General features: G+C 48.9%; 16 protein-coding genes. 14 read left to right on the top strand and 2 right to left on the bottom strand.

Annotated features, from left to right (window positions below):
* Nucleotides 1–56: 56 nt before the first annotated feature.
* From K7G97_RS12885 to K7G97_RS12825, 13 genes are all read left to right on the top strand, one after another.
* On the top strand, nt 57–1,307 hold the full coding sequence (locus tag K7G97_RS12885) for an MDR family MFS transporter (protein ID WP_223040728.1): 1,251 nt from the start codon (nt 57–59) through the stop codon (nt 1,305–1,307).
* A 133-nt stretch (nt 1,308–1,440) separates the two neighbouring features.
* Nucleotides 1,441–2,226 (top strand): Fe-S cluster assembly ATPase SufC, encoded by a 786-nt coding sequence (sufC, locus tag K7G97_RS12880; RefSeq protein ID WP_023469158.1) that lies wholly within the window; start codon nt 1,441–1,443, stop codon nt 2,224–2,226.
* 18 nt (nt 2,227–2,244) lie between these two features.
* A complete protein-coding gene (sufD, locus tag K7G97_RS12875; protein ID WP_223042039.1) occupies nt 2,245–3,522 on the top strand; it encodes a Fe-S cluster assembly protein SufD in 1,278 nt (425 codons plus the stop codon).
* A 1-nt stretch (nt 3,523) separates the two neighbouring features.
* Nucleotides 3,524–4,747: a cysteine desulfurase gene (locus K7G97_RS12870; RefSeq protein ID WP_223040727.1), complete on the top strand. Its 1,224-nt coding sequence runs from the start codon at nt 3,524–3,526 to the stop codon at nt 4,745–4,747.
* A complete protein-coding gene (gene sufU / locus K7G97_RS12865; protein ID WP_023469155.1) occupies nt 4,737–5,171 on the top strand; it encodes a Fe-S cluster assembly sulfur transfer protein SufU in 435 nt (144 codons plus the stop codon). The genes K7G97_RS12870 and sufU overlap by 11 nt, the downstream gene beginning before the upstream one ends.
* Nucleotides 5,172–5,207: 36 nt before the next feature.
* Complete coding sequence (sufB, locus tag K7G97_RS12860) at nt 5,208–6,605, top strand: Fe-S cluster assembly protein SufB (RefSeq protein ID WP_023469154.1); 1,398 nt, start codon at nt 5,208–5,210, stop codon at nt 6,603–6,605.
* Nucleotides 6,606–6,690: 85 nt separating this feature from the next.
* A complete protein-coding gene (locus tag K7G97_RS12855) occupies nt 6,691–7,242 on the top strand; it encodes a dihydrofolate reductase family protein (protein ID WP_223040726.1) in 552 nt (183 codons plus the stop codon).
* Between the two features lie 145 nt (nt 7,243–7,387).
* Nucleotides 7,388–8,461, top strand: a complete 1,074-nt coding sequence (locus K7G97_RS12850; RefSeq protein ID WP_223040725.1) for an acyltransferase — start codon at nt 7,388–7,390, stop codon at nt 8,459–8,461.
* 167 nt (nt 8,462–8,628) lie between these two features.
* The gene (locus K7G97_RS12845) at nt 8,629–9,471 is read left to right on the top strand and encodes a DUF72 domain-containing protein (protein ID WP_064299457.1); all 843 of its coding nucleotides are present in this window, start codon (nt 8,629–8,631) and stop codon (nt 9,469–9,471) included.
* A gap of 21 nt (nt 9,472–9,492) precedes the next feature.
* Nucleotides 9,493–10,794: a bifunctional metallophosphatase/5'-nucleotidase gene (locus K7G97_RS12840; protein WP_223040724.1), complete on the top strand. Its 1,302-nt coding sequence runs from the start codon at nt 9,493–9,495 to the stop codon at nt 10,792–10,794.
* Between the two features lie 62 nt (nt 10,795–10,856).
* Nucleotides 10,857–11,756, top strand: coding sequence for a lipoyl synthase (gene lipA, locus K7G97_RS12835; RefSeq protein WP_023469150.1), 900 nt, complete (start codon nt 10,857–10,859; stop codon nt 11,754–11,756).
* A gap of 94 nt (nt 11,757–11,850) precedes the next feature.
* Nucleotides 11,851–12,228: a YutD family protein gene (locus K7G97_RS12830; protein WP_029342423.1), complete on the top strand. Its 378-nt coding sequence runs from the start codon at nt 11,851–11,853 to the stop codon at nt 12,226–12,228.
* 85 nt (nt 12,229–12,313) lie between these two features.
* On the top strand, nt 12,314–12,760 hold the full coding sequence (locus tag K7G97_RS12825; RefSeq protein WP_029342422.1) for a general stress protein: 447 nt from the start codon (nt 12,314–12,316) through the stop codon (nt 12,758–12,760).
* A 33-nt stretch (nt 12,761–12,793) separates the two neighbouring features.
* On the opposite strand, the gene K7G97_RS12820 is transcribed toward K7G97_RS12825, so the two are convergent.
* Nucleotides 12,794–13,069, bottom strand: a complete 276-nt coding sequence (locus K7G97_RS12820) for a DUF3055 domain-containing protein (RefSeq protein ID WP_023469147.1) — start codon at nt 13,067–13,069, stop codon at nt 12,794–12,796.
* Nucleotides 13,070–13,104: 35 nt separating this feature from the next.
* Nucleotides 13,105–14,085 (bottom strand): class II fructose-bisphosphatase, encoded by a 981-nt coding sequence (glpX, locus tag K7G97_RS12815; protein ID WP_223040723.1) that lies wholly within the window; start codon nt 14,083–14,085, stop codon nt 13,105–13,107.
* A gap of 151 nt (nt 14,086–14,236) precedes the next feature.
* Here glpX and K7G97_RS12810 point away from each other — a divergent pair, with 151 nt between their 5' ends.
* The gene (locus tag K7G97_RS12810; RefSeq protein ID WP_223040722.1) at nt 14,237–14,680 is read left to right on the top strand and encodes a DUF86 domain-containing protein; all 444 of its coding nucleotides are present in this window, start codon (nt 14,237–14,239) and stop codon (nt 14,678–14,680) included.

Below are 14,680 nucleotides of genomic sequence, written 5' to 3'. Positions count from 1 at the left end.
CTATATAATGGAAGGATGCTTTTCATTTGTCTGAAACAGGGGTTAGGGGGAATCATATGCAACGCATTCGTCAACTGCATCCGTTGACACTCGGGGTCTTGTTCGGGACGTTTTTCTCGCGTCTCGGAACGTTCATCACGATGCCGTTCTTCGCCATCTACATGACGACCGTCCTGAAGTTTGATCCGGTCGATGTCGGCTGGGTCCTCAGTATCTCAGCGATCGCCAGCCTCATTATGAGTTTCATCGGTGGTACCTTGTCGGATCGGTATGGTCGCCGGGCGATGATGCTTGCCGGAACGATTGGATTCGCGATCGTCTTCATTGCGCTGGCACAAGTCGAGACGTTCTGGGCATTCTTTACGCTCAGTGCCTTGAACGGGGTCTGTCGCTCAATCTTCGAGCCATCTGCTCGTGCCTTGATCAGTGATACGACGGATGAAGCGAACCGGTTGTTCGTCTTCAATATCCGTTACGCGATGATCAACATCGCAGCAGCGATCGGACCGGGAATCGCTTTACTGCTGAGTGCGGGGAACACGTCCGCGACGTTTTACATCACGGCATTCGTCTATATCGTGTACGGGGTGATGATCGGTATCTTATTCAAACGCCATCCGATTACCGAGACGCATGGTGGGAAAAAGGTGTCGTTTGGAGCAACGGTTCGTCTGTTGCGGACGGATATCGCTTTTACGCTGGCACTCGCCGGCATCATCTTCGGGGTTTTCGGCTACAGTCAGTTCAACTCGACCTTGCCACAGTTCTTGACGGAAACGTCACTGCTTGAAGGCGGGAAGACACTCTATGCGATTTTGATCACGATCAATGCGATCACTGTCTTAATCGTCCAATATCCGATCATGAAGTTTGGTATGAAGACGTCACCGCTCGTCTCGATCACGACCGGGATTGCGACTGTTGCGATCGGATTGTTCATCATGGGAAATGCGAACGCGATCTGGTTGATGATCGTCGCGATGTTCATCTTCACGTGCGGGGAAGTCATGATGTTCACGATGACCGACATCTTGACCGATCGGTTTGCCAAACCAGAATTACGGGGCAGTTATTTCGGGGCGATGGGCTTGACGTCGATCGGACAATCAATCGGTCCGATCGCCGGAGGACATTTGTTAAGTTTATATGGAGCGGACCGTCCGTTACCGATTTTCGGGATATTAGCGGGCTTGACATTATTCGGAATACCACTGCTCTTACTGTCACAACGGATTCATCGGGCTTCGACGATCGAGGAACTCGAGGAACCGGTGAAACTTTCGAATGATTCTCAACAAAACGCATGATTTTGAGAAAAATCAACGAGCGATGACGCTTGAATAATACGCGATGTTTCTTTAAGATTAGAATGATACTAAATTGGTAACGCTCGTGTTCTGAATCGTCAGTCACGAAATGAATAGATGGAGGGATTCTAACATGAAGGCTTCACACTTGAAGATTGAAGATCTACACGTCGCAATCGACGGCAAGGAAATCTTGAAAGGCGTCAACTTGGAAATCAAAGGCGGGGAAATCCACGCGGTCATGGGACCAAACGGGACAGGTAAATCAACACTCGCATCAGCATTGATGGGTCACCCATCGTACGAAGTGACATCTGGTTCAGTCACACTCGACGGCGAAGACGTCCTCGACATGGAAGTCGATGAGCGCGCACAAGCGGGAATGTTCCTCGCAATGCAGTACCCAAGCGAAATCAGTGGTGTCACGAACTCCGACTTCCTTCGTTCAGCGATCAACTCGCGCCGTGAAGAAGGCGATGAAATCTCACTCATGAAGTTCATCCGTGAGCTTGATTCACAAATGGGTCTTCTCGAGATGCCTTCAGAAATGGCACACCGTTACCTCAACGAAGGTTTCTCTGGTGGAGAAAAGAAACGTAACGAAATTCTTCAGATGATGATGCTTAAACCAGCGATCGCGATTCTTGATGAAATCGATTCAGGTCTTGATATCGATGCATTGAAAGTCGTTGCAAAAGGTGTCAACGAAATGCGTTCACCTGAATTCGGCTGCTTGATCATCACGCACTACCAACGTCTCTTGAACTATATCGAGCCAGACTTCATCCACATCATGATGGGCGGAAAAATCGTCATGTCTGGTGGTAAAGAACTCGCACACCGTCTCGAAGCAGAAGGTTATGACTGGGTTAAAAAAGAACTCGGCATCGAAGACGTCGAAATCGAAACAAAAGCGTAAGACGAGGGAGGAAGCATGATGACTGTAGAACTGAATCTTGCAGTAAATCGCGAGGCAGTGGCAGAACGTGCGACTCGCTTAGGGGAACCATCTTGGATGGTCGCAAAGCGTCAAGACGCGCTTGATCTTGCCCCAACGCTCGCATTGCCAAAAGTAGAAAAAATCAAGATCGAAGGCTGGAACTTCACAGAAGGTACGACGGAACTCGAAACCGTCACTGGTCTTTCTTCAGATATCGAAGCATTGATCGGCGAAAACCGTGATCACATGCTCGTCACGCGTAACGGACAACTCGTCCACGCGCAAAACAGTGAAGCGGCGAACGGCGTCATCTTCACGACGCTCGAAGACGCATTAAAACAACACCCAGAACTCGTCGAGAAGTACTTCATGACGGAAGGTGTTCAAGTTAACGAAGATCGTCTTGCGGCATTAAACGCAGCACTTCGTAACGGCGGTACGTTCCTTTATGTACCAAAAGGCGTTAAGCTTTCTGTACCGATGCAAGCGATTTACACGCTTGAGCAATCAAGCGCAGCGCTTTACCATCACGCGATCATCGTCGCAGACGCCGACAGCGAATTGACGTATATCGAAAACTTCGTTTCTTATGGTGATGAAGCGCATAACGTTAACGTCGTCACAGAAGTCTTCGTTGAAGACAACGCAAAAGTCCTCTTCGGTGGTGTCGATACGTTATCGAAAGGTGCCATCACGTATATGAACCGTCGTGGTGTCGTCAAACAAGGCGCGAAGCTCGAATGGGCACTCGGTCACATGAATGACGGTCACACGGTTACAGAAACAAAAACACACCTCGTCGGAAACGATTCGTTCTCAGATACGAAAGCCGTTACGGTCGGTCGTGGAGAGCAAAAACAAAACTTCAACGTCCGGACGGACCACTTCGGTAAAGGATCAGAAGGTTTCATCTTGATCCACGGTGTCCAAAAAGACGCAGCAACATCGATCTTCAACGGAACGTCGATGATCCATCACGGCGCTTCGAAATCAAACGGCGTTCAAACGGAACGTGTCCTCATGTTGTCTGAAAAGGCACGTGGTGATGCGAACCCAATCCTCTTGATCGATGAGGATGACGTCATGGCAGGACACGCGGCATCTGTCGGTCGTGTCGATGAACTACAACTCTACTACTTGATGAGCCGTGGCCTTTCACGGAAGGAAGCAGAACGCCTCGTCGTTCACGGATTCCTCCAGCCAGTCGTCTCGGAACTTGCGATTGACTCGGTGAAAGAACGTCTCGTTCAAGTCATCGAAGGGAAAGTAAACTAATATGGGAATCGATGCATCCATCCGCAATCAGTTTCCGATCCTCGACCAACAGGTCAACGACCGGAAACTCGTCTATCTCGATAGTGCGGCCTCGTCGCAGAAGCCGCTCGTCGTCATCAACGCGATTGACGACTACTATAAGACGATTCATTCGAATGTGCACCGTGGCGTCCATACGCTCGGAACACGAGCGACGGATGCGTACGAAGGTGCGCGTGAGAACGTTCGTCGTTTCATCCAGGCGCAACACCATGAAGAAATTATCTTTACCCGCGGCACGACGACGGCGATCAACATCGTCGCGTCAAGCTACGGTATGGAGCATGTCGAAGAAGGCGACGAAATCGTCGTCACATACCTCGAACACCATGCGAATCTCATTCCGTGGCAACAAGTCGCTAAACGCAAAAAAGCGAAGTTGAAATACGTTGATTTGACAGCGGATGGTCGCGTGACGGTCGAAGCGGTCGAAGCACAACTGTCTGACCGGACGAAGATCGTCGCGATGGCACACGTCTCAAACGTTCTCGGTACAATCAATCCGATCAAAGAAGTCGCTCGTCTTGCGCACGCTCGCGGTGCCATCATGGTCGTCGATGCTGCGCAAAGTGCGCCACACCAACGGATTAATGTCACGGATCTCGACTGTGACTTCCTCGCTTTCTCCGCACACAAGATGTGTGGTCCGACAGGCGTTGGTGTTCTTTACGGGAAAAAGGCATTACTCAATGCGATGGAACCCGTCGAATTCGGTGGTGAGATGATTGATTACGTTGGTCTTGAAGAGTCGACGTTCAAACCGTCTCCATATCGTTTCGAAGCTGGGACACCGATCATCGCAGGAGCTGTTGGTTTATCGGCAGCGATTGATTTCTTAGAAGAGATTGGTTTAGAGAACGTCGAAGCACACGAACGTGAACTCGCGCAGTACGCGATGGCACAAATGCGTGACATCGACGGACTCACGATTTACGGTCCGGAAGAACGCGTTGGACTCGTCACGTTCAATCTCGGTGATGTCCATGCACATGACGTCGCAACCGTCCTTGATATGCAGGGAATCGCGGTTCGCGCCGGTCATCACTGTGCACAGCCCTTGATGCGTTGGCTCGGAGCGAGCTCGACGGCTCGCGCTAGCTTCTATCTCTACAACACGAAAGAAGAGGTTGACGCACTCGTGACAGGACTTCGCCAAACGAAGGAGTATTTCAGTCATGGATTTTAACAATCTCGATCACTTGTATCGTCAAGTGATCATGGATCACTATAAAACTCCCCGAAATCGCGGTGCGATCGAGGGGGGCGTCACGATCGACATGAACAATCCGACGTGCGGCGATACGATTCGTCTCCAGCTCGCGATTGAAGACGATGTCGTCCGTGATGCGAAATTTGACGGGGAGGGCTGCTCGATCAGCATGGCGTCTGCTTCAATGATGACGCAACTCGTCAAAGGTAAGACTATCGAAGAAGCCTTACGACTCGCGGATATCTTTTCGGACATGGTCCAAGGAAAAGACTATGATGACGAATCGTTCGACCTCGGGGACGTCGAGGCACTCTCGGGTGTCACGAAATTCCCGGCACGGATCAAATGTGCGACACTTGCCTGGAAGGCGCTCGAACGCGGCGTAGAAGAAGGGAAGTAAACTTCGGTCACAAGCAAGTAAGAGGAGGAAATGAACATGGCAAAGAACATGCCGGAAATTGGCGATTATAAATATGGTTTCCACGATCGCGATATCTCGATCTTCCGTTCTGGACGTGGCTTGACGACTGAAGTCGTCGAAACGATCTCGAAAATGAAGGAAGAACCACAATGGATGCTTGATTTCCGTTTGAAATCACTTAAGATCTTCAACGAACAAGCGATGCCAGCGTGGGGTGGCGATCTCTCAGAATTGAACTTCGACGACATCACGTACTACGTCAAGCCGTCTGAACGAGCAGAGAAATCGTGGGATGAAGTACCGGAAGAAATCAAACGTACGTTTGACAAGCTCGGTATCCCAGAAGCAGAGCAAAAATACTTGGCAGGTGTCTCGGCTCAGTACGAGTCAGAGGTTGTCTACCACAACATGAAAGAAGACCTCGAAGAAATCGGTGTCGTCTTCAAAGATACAGATACAGCCTTAAAAGAAAACGAAGATATCTTCCGTGAGTACTTCGGAAAATTAATCCCGCCAACAGACAACAAGTTCGCAGCATTGAACACAGCGGTCTGGTCAGGTGGATCGTTCATCTACGTACCAAAAGGTGTCAAAGTCGACACGCCGCTTCAAGCCTACTTCCGCATCAACTCGGAAAACATGGGTCAATTCGAGCGGACGTTGATCATCGTTGATGACGAAGCATCGGTTCACTACGTCGAAGGATGTACAGCACCGGTCTACACAACGAACTCGCTTCACTCAGCGGTCGTTGAGATCTTCATCAACAAAAACGCTTACTGCCGTTACACGACGATCCAAAACTGGGCGAACAACGTCTACAACCTCGTTACGAAGCGTGCGATCTGTGAAGCTGGCGCAACGATGGAATGGGTCGATGGTAACATCGGTTCGAAACTGACGATGAAATACCCAGCCGTCATCCTCAAAGGTGAAGGTTCACGCGGTATGACATTGTCAATCGCAATCGCTGGTAAAGGTCAACACCAAGATGCGGGTGCGAAGATGATTCACTTAGCACCGAACACGTCGTCGACGATCGTCTCGAAGTCGATCTCAAAACACGGTGGTAAAGTCACGTACCGCGGTATCGTTCACTTTGGACGGAAAGCGACAGGTGCACGTTCGAACATCGAATGTGATACGCTCATCATGGATAACCAATCGACGTCGGATACGATTCCGTACAACGAAATCCTCAACGACAACATTTCGCTCGAGCACGAAGCGAAAGTCTCGAAGGTCTCGGAAGAGCAATTGTTCTACCTCATGAGCCGCGGGATTTCACAAGAGGAAGCAACGGAAATGATCGTCATGGGCTTCATCGAGCCATTCACGAAAGAACTTCCAATGGAATATGCGGTCGAAATGAACCGTCTCATCAAGTTCGAGATGGAAGGTTCAATCGGATAATTCGTTTTACTCTCTCATCTACGGATGGGGGAGTTTTTTTCATGAAATGGGTATTCGGGTAAAGAGTGAAAAAGGAGGGGTTACTATGCGTGACATCGTCTATTCCTTTCAAGTCTCGCTTGACGGTTATATCGAAGATGCGTCGGGCAGGATCGATTTCGCTTCACCGGATGCGGAATTACATCAGTATTTCAATGACTATGAGAAAGCGTTCGATACCCATGTCTACGGACGTCGTTTGTACGAAATGATGCAATACTGGGAGACAACGGATCAGGAAGACGAGCCGATTATCGTTGAGTATGCGAAAACCTGGCAAGCGCTTGAGAAGGTCGTCTTCTCGCGGACGCTCGACGCTGTCGAAGGAAATACGCGGCTAGCGACTACGTCGCTTGCCGAGGAACTTCAAACACTAAAAGCTTTACCTGGAAAACAGATTGCGATCGGTGGGGCGACACTTGCTGCTGAAGCAATTGAACTTGGACTCGTCGATCGCTATCATGTCGTGATCTACCCCGTTCTGCTCGGTAGTGGAAAACGGATGTTTCCGGTATTTGATCAACTACAGACGCTACGGTTAGTCGAAACACGCGTCTTTGCTTCCGGATGTATCGCGTTATCTTACGAAAAAATCTAATCTTCACAAAAAGAGTCTCTTATTTCAAAAGGGATTCTTTTTCGTTACATCCGATAAAATTTGGATATTATCATTTAATTTGGACGAAAATAGATTATAATAACTTTTGTGAAAAAATATATAAACATGATTAAGGTGTGAAAAAATGAAATTTTATCAAGAAATTCCTGTCATTCGATCGATTGCGGCAATCATGGTCGTCGCTGTCCATGTCATCGCTGGTTTGTATCATTCGAAAGGGGAATTCGAAAATGAAGCGATTGGTTACATCGATCAATTTTCTCGGATTGGTACGCCGATCTTTGCCATCATCAGTGCGTTTCTGTTGATGTCGATGGTCCAGCGCAAAGGATTCGATTTCGGAACATTCGTCAAGTCACGTTTCTCTAAAATCTTTATTCCTTACCTGATTTGGAGCACGATCTACCTCGTGTATCGTTATCATGTAGAAGATAGTTTAAAACCAGGTATGCCGCTATCGGATTACTTCCTTTATGGAACAGCAAACTTCCATCTGTACTTCATTTTGACGGTACTTCAGTTTTATGTCGTATTTCCGGTACTTGCACGACTTAAGAAAGGAACATTGCTGCTTGTTGCGACAGTGGCGGCGATGGGCGTCAACTACTTCTGGCTGACTTCAGGAAGCTTAACGACAGACATCGAGTTTCTGGATCGACTCGTCAATAGCCGATCTTTCTTACTCAATTGGATTGCCTATTTCATGATGGGGATTACATATGCCGTCTATTATGAAGAGATTCAACAAATTCTAAAGCGTCATCGGACAATCTTATTGCTGATCAGTGGATTGATCATCCTTGATATTTGGGTCAGTATCGACCTAGAGCGGACGTACACGTCGACGAACATTTCGAACCTTGTGTACATCCCGTTCGTCCTCGTCGTCTTGAACTACGTCTTCCGCCGTGTCCAGACGGATGCGACAGCGATGCGCATCTTCCAGACGATCGGAACGCATTCGATGGGGATTTACCTGATTCATCCGCTCGTCATTCGCGGAATCGGTCGGACGGATCTCTTCGCTTACTTCGACTCTGCGAGTATGTTCATTTGTGCGATGATCGTCACGCTTGCGGCTTCGATTTCTGTCTCTTATGTGATCAGTTTATTGCCGTACGGAAACTATATCGTTCCGGTTCCAAAACGAAGAGCTCCTGCTCCGAAAATCGTCGAGGCACAGTCTACTGCTTCATGATGAGAACGGTGACTAGGCATCCTTTTCCTTCCTGCATGAGTAGGGAGGAGAGGGATGTCTTTTTTCTGAAAAAAGAGTGTTTGCTTAGGAAGCATCGAAGAAGAAATCCCGGATTCTGCTATGCTATGATGAATAGGTAGAATAGAACATACGAGGGGGAAGAGAGCATGATATATATCGGTGTCACGGGCTGGGGAGATCATGATAGTCTCTACTTGACCCCGCAAGATCGTAAAGAGAAACTGGCTGCCTATGCCGGTCATTTTCCAGCGGTCGAGGTCGACTCGACATTCTATGCGATTCAACCGGAACGAAACTATGAGAAATGGACATCCGAGACGCCGGACGGTTTTCGCTTCATTGTCAAGGTTCACCGGGCGATGAGTGGGCACGACCGGGATAACAAAGATCCGCTCGGACCGATTTTTGAACAATATATCGCGTCGATCGAACCGATGCGAAAGAGTGGAAAGATTGCGGCGATCCTCGTGCAGTTGCCGCCCTGGTTCGATGTCAGCAAAATGCACTTGGAATATTTGCAAACGATTCGAAAATCACTTGCCGGACTGCCGGTCGCGATCGAGTTCCGAAATCCATCGTGGTATTCGGAAGCTTATCGTGAGCGAACGCTCCGTTTTCTGAAGGAACATCAGTTCATTCATACGATTTGTGACGAACCGCAGACGGAAGATGGTTCCGTACCATTCGTACCGGTCGTGACGCAGGAGACGGCATTCATCCGCCTCCACGGACGAAATAAAGCCGGTTGGTTAAAGAAACCCGGTCAAAGCAGCGAAGATTGGCGAAAAGTCCGCTGTCTCTATCGGTACTCAGAAGACGAGCTACAAGAACTCGCAAGTCACGTCCGCGATGTTGCAGCGGAAGCAAAGGATGTCTATGTCTTTTTTAATAACAACTCAGCAGGAGATGCTGCCCCGAATGCGAAACGATTAATCGAGATTCTCGATCTCGACTATGAACTCGCGCCGCGACAAATCTCTTTGTTCTAAATCATCAAGGGGGGCTTCTGCATGAAGTTACACATCATTCACTATAATGATTTGCACTCACACTTCGATATGTGGCCTCGCTACATGTCCTTCGTCAAGGAACACCGGACGTACGATTCGCTCGTTTTTGATCTCGGCGATCATGCGGACCGTGTGGATCCAGCGACGGAAGCAACAAAAGGAAAGATCAATACACATCTATTGAATGCGTTGATGCCGACCGCAGTGACGATCGGGAACAATGAAGGCATCACGTTTCCACATGACTGGTTAGCGAATCTCTACACGGAAGCGGACTTTCCGGTCCTCGTCTCGAATTTAGAAGCACCGTTTGCCAAACAAGGGGTCATTCACGAATTACCGACCGGCAAAGTCGGCGTCTTTGGTCTGACGGCACCGTATATTGAACTATACGGTTTACTTGGTTGGACGATCGAAGAACCGTTTGACGTCGCAGCGCGTGAAATCGAGCGGTTGCGCCAAGAAGTCGACGTCTTGATTTGCTTAAGTCACCTTGGTTTCTATCAAGACGAAGAACTGGCGATGCGTTTTCCAGAACTGGATTTGATCATCGGTGCGCATACGCATCATGTCCTTGATGACGGTGTCGTTAAGAATGGTGTCTTAATCACCCAAGCCGGTAAACATGGTCAGTATGCGGGTGAAATTTATATGAATACGGACACTGGCGAGAAGGAAGCGGTCCTTCACTCCTTGCACGATTACGCCGAGGATGAAGCGACGGCAAAATTGCTCGACCGGGAACAATATCTTGCGGAACAACAGATGAAGGAGCCGATTGGCGAGACATCGGGTCTAGCCAATGACTGGTTCAGCGAGTCGCCATTCTCACAATTGCTTGTCGAGACGATGCGCGACTGGTGTGATGCGGATATCGCTTGTGTCCCGGCAGGCATTCTGCTTGGGTCACTTCCACCAGGTCCTGTCTCTGCCTTTGATTTACATCGACTCTGCCCGCACCCGATCAACCCTTGTAAAGTGACGATGACCGGTGTGGAAGTCCAAACTTTCCTCGACGAAGTCAAAACAGATCAGTTCGAACAACTAAAGGTTCGTGGTCTCGGTTTCCGTGGTAAGTTGATGGGGCGGATGCATTATGCTGGTTTGGCGGAACATCAACCGCTTGAGCCAACGCGAAACTATACGGTCGTCTTGCCGGATATGTTCACATTCGGTCCACTCTTCCCAGCGATCAAAGAAATGCCAAAAGAATATTTTATGCCGGAATTGTTACGGGATTTGTTGTTCAAACGCTTATCGGAGAAGTCGGAATATAATGAATTGCCTGTTCGCAAACCCTGATTGTTTGTTATACTAAAGCAGACATTAATTGACTTTTTGGGGATGAAGGGGGAAGCGAAACCATGGGACGCGGAGAAATCCAACGTAAACCGGAATGGTTGAAAATCAAGCTGAATACGAATGAAACCTACACAGAATTAAAAAGTATGATGCGCGAGAAAAAGCTACATACTGTCTGTGAGGAAGCAAAGTGTCCGAATATCCACGAGTGTTGGGCGGTACGCCGGACGGCGACGTTCATGATTCTCGGAAGTATCTGTACACGTGCGTGCCGTTTTTGCGCCGTGACGACAGGACGTCCAAACGAACTCGATCTCGAAGAACCAAAACGTGTCGCGGAATCCGTTCGTTTGATGAACCTGAAGCACGCGGTCATCACAGCGGTTGCCCGTGACGATCTGAATGATTTCGGAGCAGGCGTTTACGCTGAAACCGTCCGTGAAGTGCGTCGGATGAACCCAGAGACATCAATCGAAGTCTTGCCTTCAGATATGGGTGGGAACTTTGAAGCGTTGAAAACGCTGATTGATGCACAGCCAGACATCATGAACCACAATATCGAGACGGTCCGCCGTCTGACACCGACCGTTCGTGCGAAAGCCACTTACGACCGGACGCTTGAATTCCTTCGTCGTTCGAAGGAACTCGCACCTGAAATTCCAACGAAGTCGAGCTTGATGCTTGGTCTTGGTGAGACATGGGAAGAGATTCTTGAAACGATGGATGATCTTCGCGCAAATAACGTCGACATCATGACGATCGGTCAGTATCTCCAACCGACGAAAAAACACCTCGACGTCATCAAATACTATACACCACAAGAGTTCGCTGAACTGAAGCAAATCGCCCTCAGCAAAGGATTCTCGCACTGTGAGGCAGGTCCACTCGTTCGTTCGTCGTATCACGCGGATGAGCAAGTCAACGCAGCGAAAAAGAATAAAACAGCACTTCCGATCGACTAATGATCAAAAACCGTTCGAGCAGTTGCTCGGACGGTTTTTCGTCTGCCAGGCGAAATGGAATATGCTATGATAAGAACAGCAGGAGGTGGGAATAATGATACAAGTCAATCGGGAACGTTATGAGGTCGTCGAAGAGAAGCGCGAAGGTTTTAATGAGGAAGCCTTCATCGGTCGTTTTAGCGATGTCCTTGAGAAATATGATTATATCGTGGGGGACTGGGGGCACGGTCAATTACGGCTACGTGGCTTCTATGAGGATCAACACGAGAAAGCAACATTTGATACGAAGATTTCGCATGTGGCAGATTATCTCTACGAATACTGTAACTTCGGATGTGCCTACTTCATCGTCAAGAAGATCGGATTGGTAGAAGGAGAAGAAGCACCACCTCGCTTCGACGGTTCTTCATCCAATACGTTGAAGTTGAAACGGAAGTTCGCACCTGCACCAGAGAAGACGGAAGGCGAGTAATCAAACTGTCATACAGAAAAGCGTTTCTAGTGGACAGAATTCGGCTATTACTATAAGTATCATGTACCTATAGGGGGAACCATCCATGCGAATCGTTGGAATTTACTCATCCGTACCAGAAGTCGTCAGTGCCGTGCACGATCTCCGTGTTGCCGGTGTCGTTTCGACTGATTTAAAAGTCTTAGCACACGATAAATACGATCTCGAACAAATCGAGGAATTGGCGGATTTGAACAACCAACAGACATCTACGCGTCTGTCGCAGGAAGATCATCGCAATCTCTGGCAGGAAATCAAAAGTATCTTCAAAAAGGATGACACAGCTTCTCATGGCGACGCTATCCACGGAAGTGGCTTGACGAAGGAAGACGTTGATCGTGCGAATCATGCGGTCGAAAGTGGTCAATTCGTATTACTCGTCGGTGATGAAGCGGATCAGCATTCAGAACGCCGTGCCCATGACGAGTCAGACAATACGAACGTCTTCAGCGGACCGAACACACTAAATGAACGAAACGATCGTCTCTTATAAGAAAAAGCCTTCGTCCGCGGACGAAGGCTTTTTTCATAGACCGATATAAGCACGCAGATACATCTCGAGTTCCGTTGCCGCATCGTCTTCGACGTCAAACGCCGTCGCGATGTAGCCAGGTTCATCAAAATCGTCCGCACCGATGATCGCATAGCGATTCGATAAGAGATTCAAGACGAGAATCTTACCGTAAAAATGCTCCGAGTGGGTGATGGCGAGATCAAACCGACTGGCTTCTCCAATCCAACTGACGAAGCGTGTCTTCGTTTGTTCGACATCATCATATAAAAAATCACGTTCTTCCATCATTCAGCTTCCCTCATTTCCCTAACATCTGTTTCAGATTAAAGGGTTTGGGGGACTTTTTGCAAGTATGGTTTACGCGATAAGCTATGCTCGGCGATGACTTTTCGAATCGTCCGTGTCTTTGAACGCATGACGAGGGATGTCGTCTCAACGATATCATCCGTCAAGAACTTAACGCCATCGAGCATTTCGCCCGTCGTGACGCCGGTCGCAGCAAAGATACAGTCGTCGCTTTTGATAAGGTCATCAAGCGTCAAGAGTTGAAGCGGATTTTCAAGTCCCATCCGGATGACACGAGCAGTTTCTTCCTCGTTCATCGGATGTAAGCGTGCCTGCATGTCGCCTCCCATCGCTTTAACGGCAGCAGCCGTGATGACACCTTCAGGAGCACCGCCTGTTCCGATGAAGATATCGATTCCTGTCGCAGGAGAGAGTGGTGCGATTCCAGCCGAAACGTCGCCGTCTTCAAACAGACGAACCCGTGCGCCCATCCGCATCGCGGCCTCGCGGAAGTGATCGTGACGTGGGCGGTCCTGCATGATGACCGTGACATCCTCAATCCGTTTATTGTTGTATTGAGCTGCTTTTTCAATGATGACTTCAAGTGGATCGTCGAGCGAGACGTGCCCCTTCAAGTTCGGTCCAACTGTTAATTTATCCATATACATATCCGGTGCGTGGAGCAGGGCACCTTCATCGGCGACGGCGATGACGACCATCGCATTACCGAGACCTTTGGCGACGATATTCGTACCTTCGAGCGGGTCGACGGCGATGTCAACGATTGGACCGTTTGCTGTTCCGACACGTTCGCCGATGAAGAGCATTGGTGCTTCGTCGAGCTCACCTTCACCGATGACGACCGTTCCGTTCATGTTGACCGTGTTCAAGACTTCGCGCATCGCAGTCGTTGCTGCATCATCCGCTTCATTTTTCTTACCGCGACCAATCCATTGAGCAGAAGCTAATGCTGCTGCTTCCGTAGCGCGTACGATTTCCAGTGCGAGTTCCCGTTCCATGTATATAACCTCCACGTCACCAATGTGACATACTATTTTCAGCAAAAATCTAAATTGAGGATAACACATTGGGGAATGTGATGCAAATGACCTTTCTGCTTTTCAGGATTGCCGGATAACGATAAAATGGAGGATGTGAGGGGGAATGAAGATGTATTTCGTCAATCGTCAAAAAATCGAAGAGACGGTCGTCTGTTATGAGACGGCACTTCGACAAAGTAAGGAAGTTACGGGGGATCCGGTGACGACGGCACTGGCTATGGAGCGGATCGGTTTTTTAGTCATCGAGAGTGTCATCGACATCGGAAACAGTATGATTGATGGATTCATCATGCGGGATCCGGGAAGTTATGAAGATATCATTCTCATATTAGAAGATGAGAAGGTCATCGATGGACCGCTCGCGACGAGTCTGAAGAAGCTCGTTGCGTTACGTACGTTGATCGTCCGGTCATTCACACAGTCGAGTATGGCGGAGATTCGGGCGGTACTTGAGACAGAGGAAGCAGAACTATGTCGTTTCCCGGAAGCGATTCGCCGGTATATCGAGACAGAACTCGGACCGGTGTCTGCATTTTTACCAAACGAGGAGTGA

Source organism: Exiguobacterium acetylicum (assembly GCF_019890935.1).
GTDB lineage: Bacteria > Bacillota > Bacilli > Exiguobacteriales > Exiguobacteriaceae > Exiguobacterium_A > Exiguobacterium_A abrahamii.
This window is presented reverse-complemented; position numbering and strand designations above follow the sequence as displayed.

Excerpts from the sequence above, each read along its gene's own strand:
- K7G97_RS12885 (WP_223040728.1), top strand. The coding sequence starts at position 57 with ATGCAACGCATTCGTCAACTGCATCCGTTGACACTCGGGGTCTTGTTC.
- sufC (WP_023469158.1), top strand. The coding sequence starts at position 1,441 with ATGAAGGCTTCACACTTGAAGATTGAAGATCTACACGTCGCAATCGAC.
- sufD (WP_223042039.1), top strand. The coding sequence starts at position 2,245 with ATGACTGTAGAACTGAATCTTGCAGTAAATCGCGAGGCAGTGGCAGAA.
- K7G97_RS12870 (WP_223040727.1), top strand. The coding sequence starts at position 3,524 with ATGGGAATCGATGCATCCATCCGCAATCAGTTTCCGATCCTCGACCAA.
- sufU (WP_023469155.1), top strand. The coding sequence starts at position 4,737 with ATGGATTTTAACAATCTCGATCACTTGTATCGTCAAGTGATCATGGAT.
- sufB (WP_023469154.1), top strand. The coding sequence starts at position 5,208 with ATGGCAAAGAACATGCCGGAAATTGGCGATTATAAATATGGTTTCCAC.
- K7G97_RS12855 (WP_223040726.1), top strand. The coding sequence starts at position 6,691 with ATGCGTGACATCGTCTATTCCTTTCAAGTCTCGCTTGACGGTTATATC.
- K7G97_RS12850 (WP_223040725.1), top strand. The coding sequence starts at position 7,388 with ATGAAATTTTATCAAGAAATTCCTGTCATTCGATCGATTGCGGCAATC.
- K7G97_RS12845 (WP_064299457.1), top strand. The coding sequence starts at position 8,629 with ATGATATATATCGGTGTCACGGGCTGGGGAGATCATGATAGTCTCTAC.
- K7G97_RS12840 (WP_223040724.1), top strand. The coding sequence starts at position 9,493 with ATGAAGTTACACATCATTCACTATAATGATTTGCACTCACACTTCGAT.
- lipA (WP_023469150.1), top strand. The coding sequence starts at position 10,857 with ATGGGACGCGGAGAAATCCAACGTAAACCGGAATGGTTGAAAATCAAG.
- K7G97_RS12830 (WP_029342423.1), top strand. The coding sequence starts at position 11,851 with ATGATACAAGTCAATCGGGAACGTTATGAGGTCGTCGAAGAGAAGCGC.
- K7G97_RS12825 (WP_029342422.1), top strand. The coding sequence starts at position 12,314 with ATGCGAATCGTTGGAATTTACTCATCCGTACCAGAAGTCGTCAGTGCC.
- K7G97_RS12820 (WP_023469147.1), bottom strand. The coding sequence starts at position 13,069 with ATGATGGAAGAACGTGATTTTTTATATGATGATGTCGAACAAACGAAG.
- glpX (WP_223040723.1), bottom strand. The coding sequence starts at position 14,085 with ATGGAACGGGAACTCGCACTGGAAATCGTACGCGCTACGGAAGCAGCA.
- K7G97_RS12810 (WP_223040722.1), top strand. The coding sequence starts at position 14,237 with ATGTATTTCGTCAATCGTCAAAAAATCGAAGAGACGGTCGTCTGTTAT.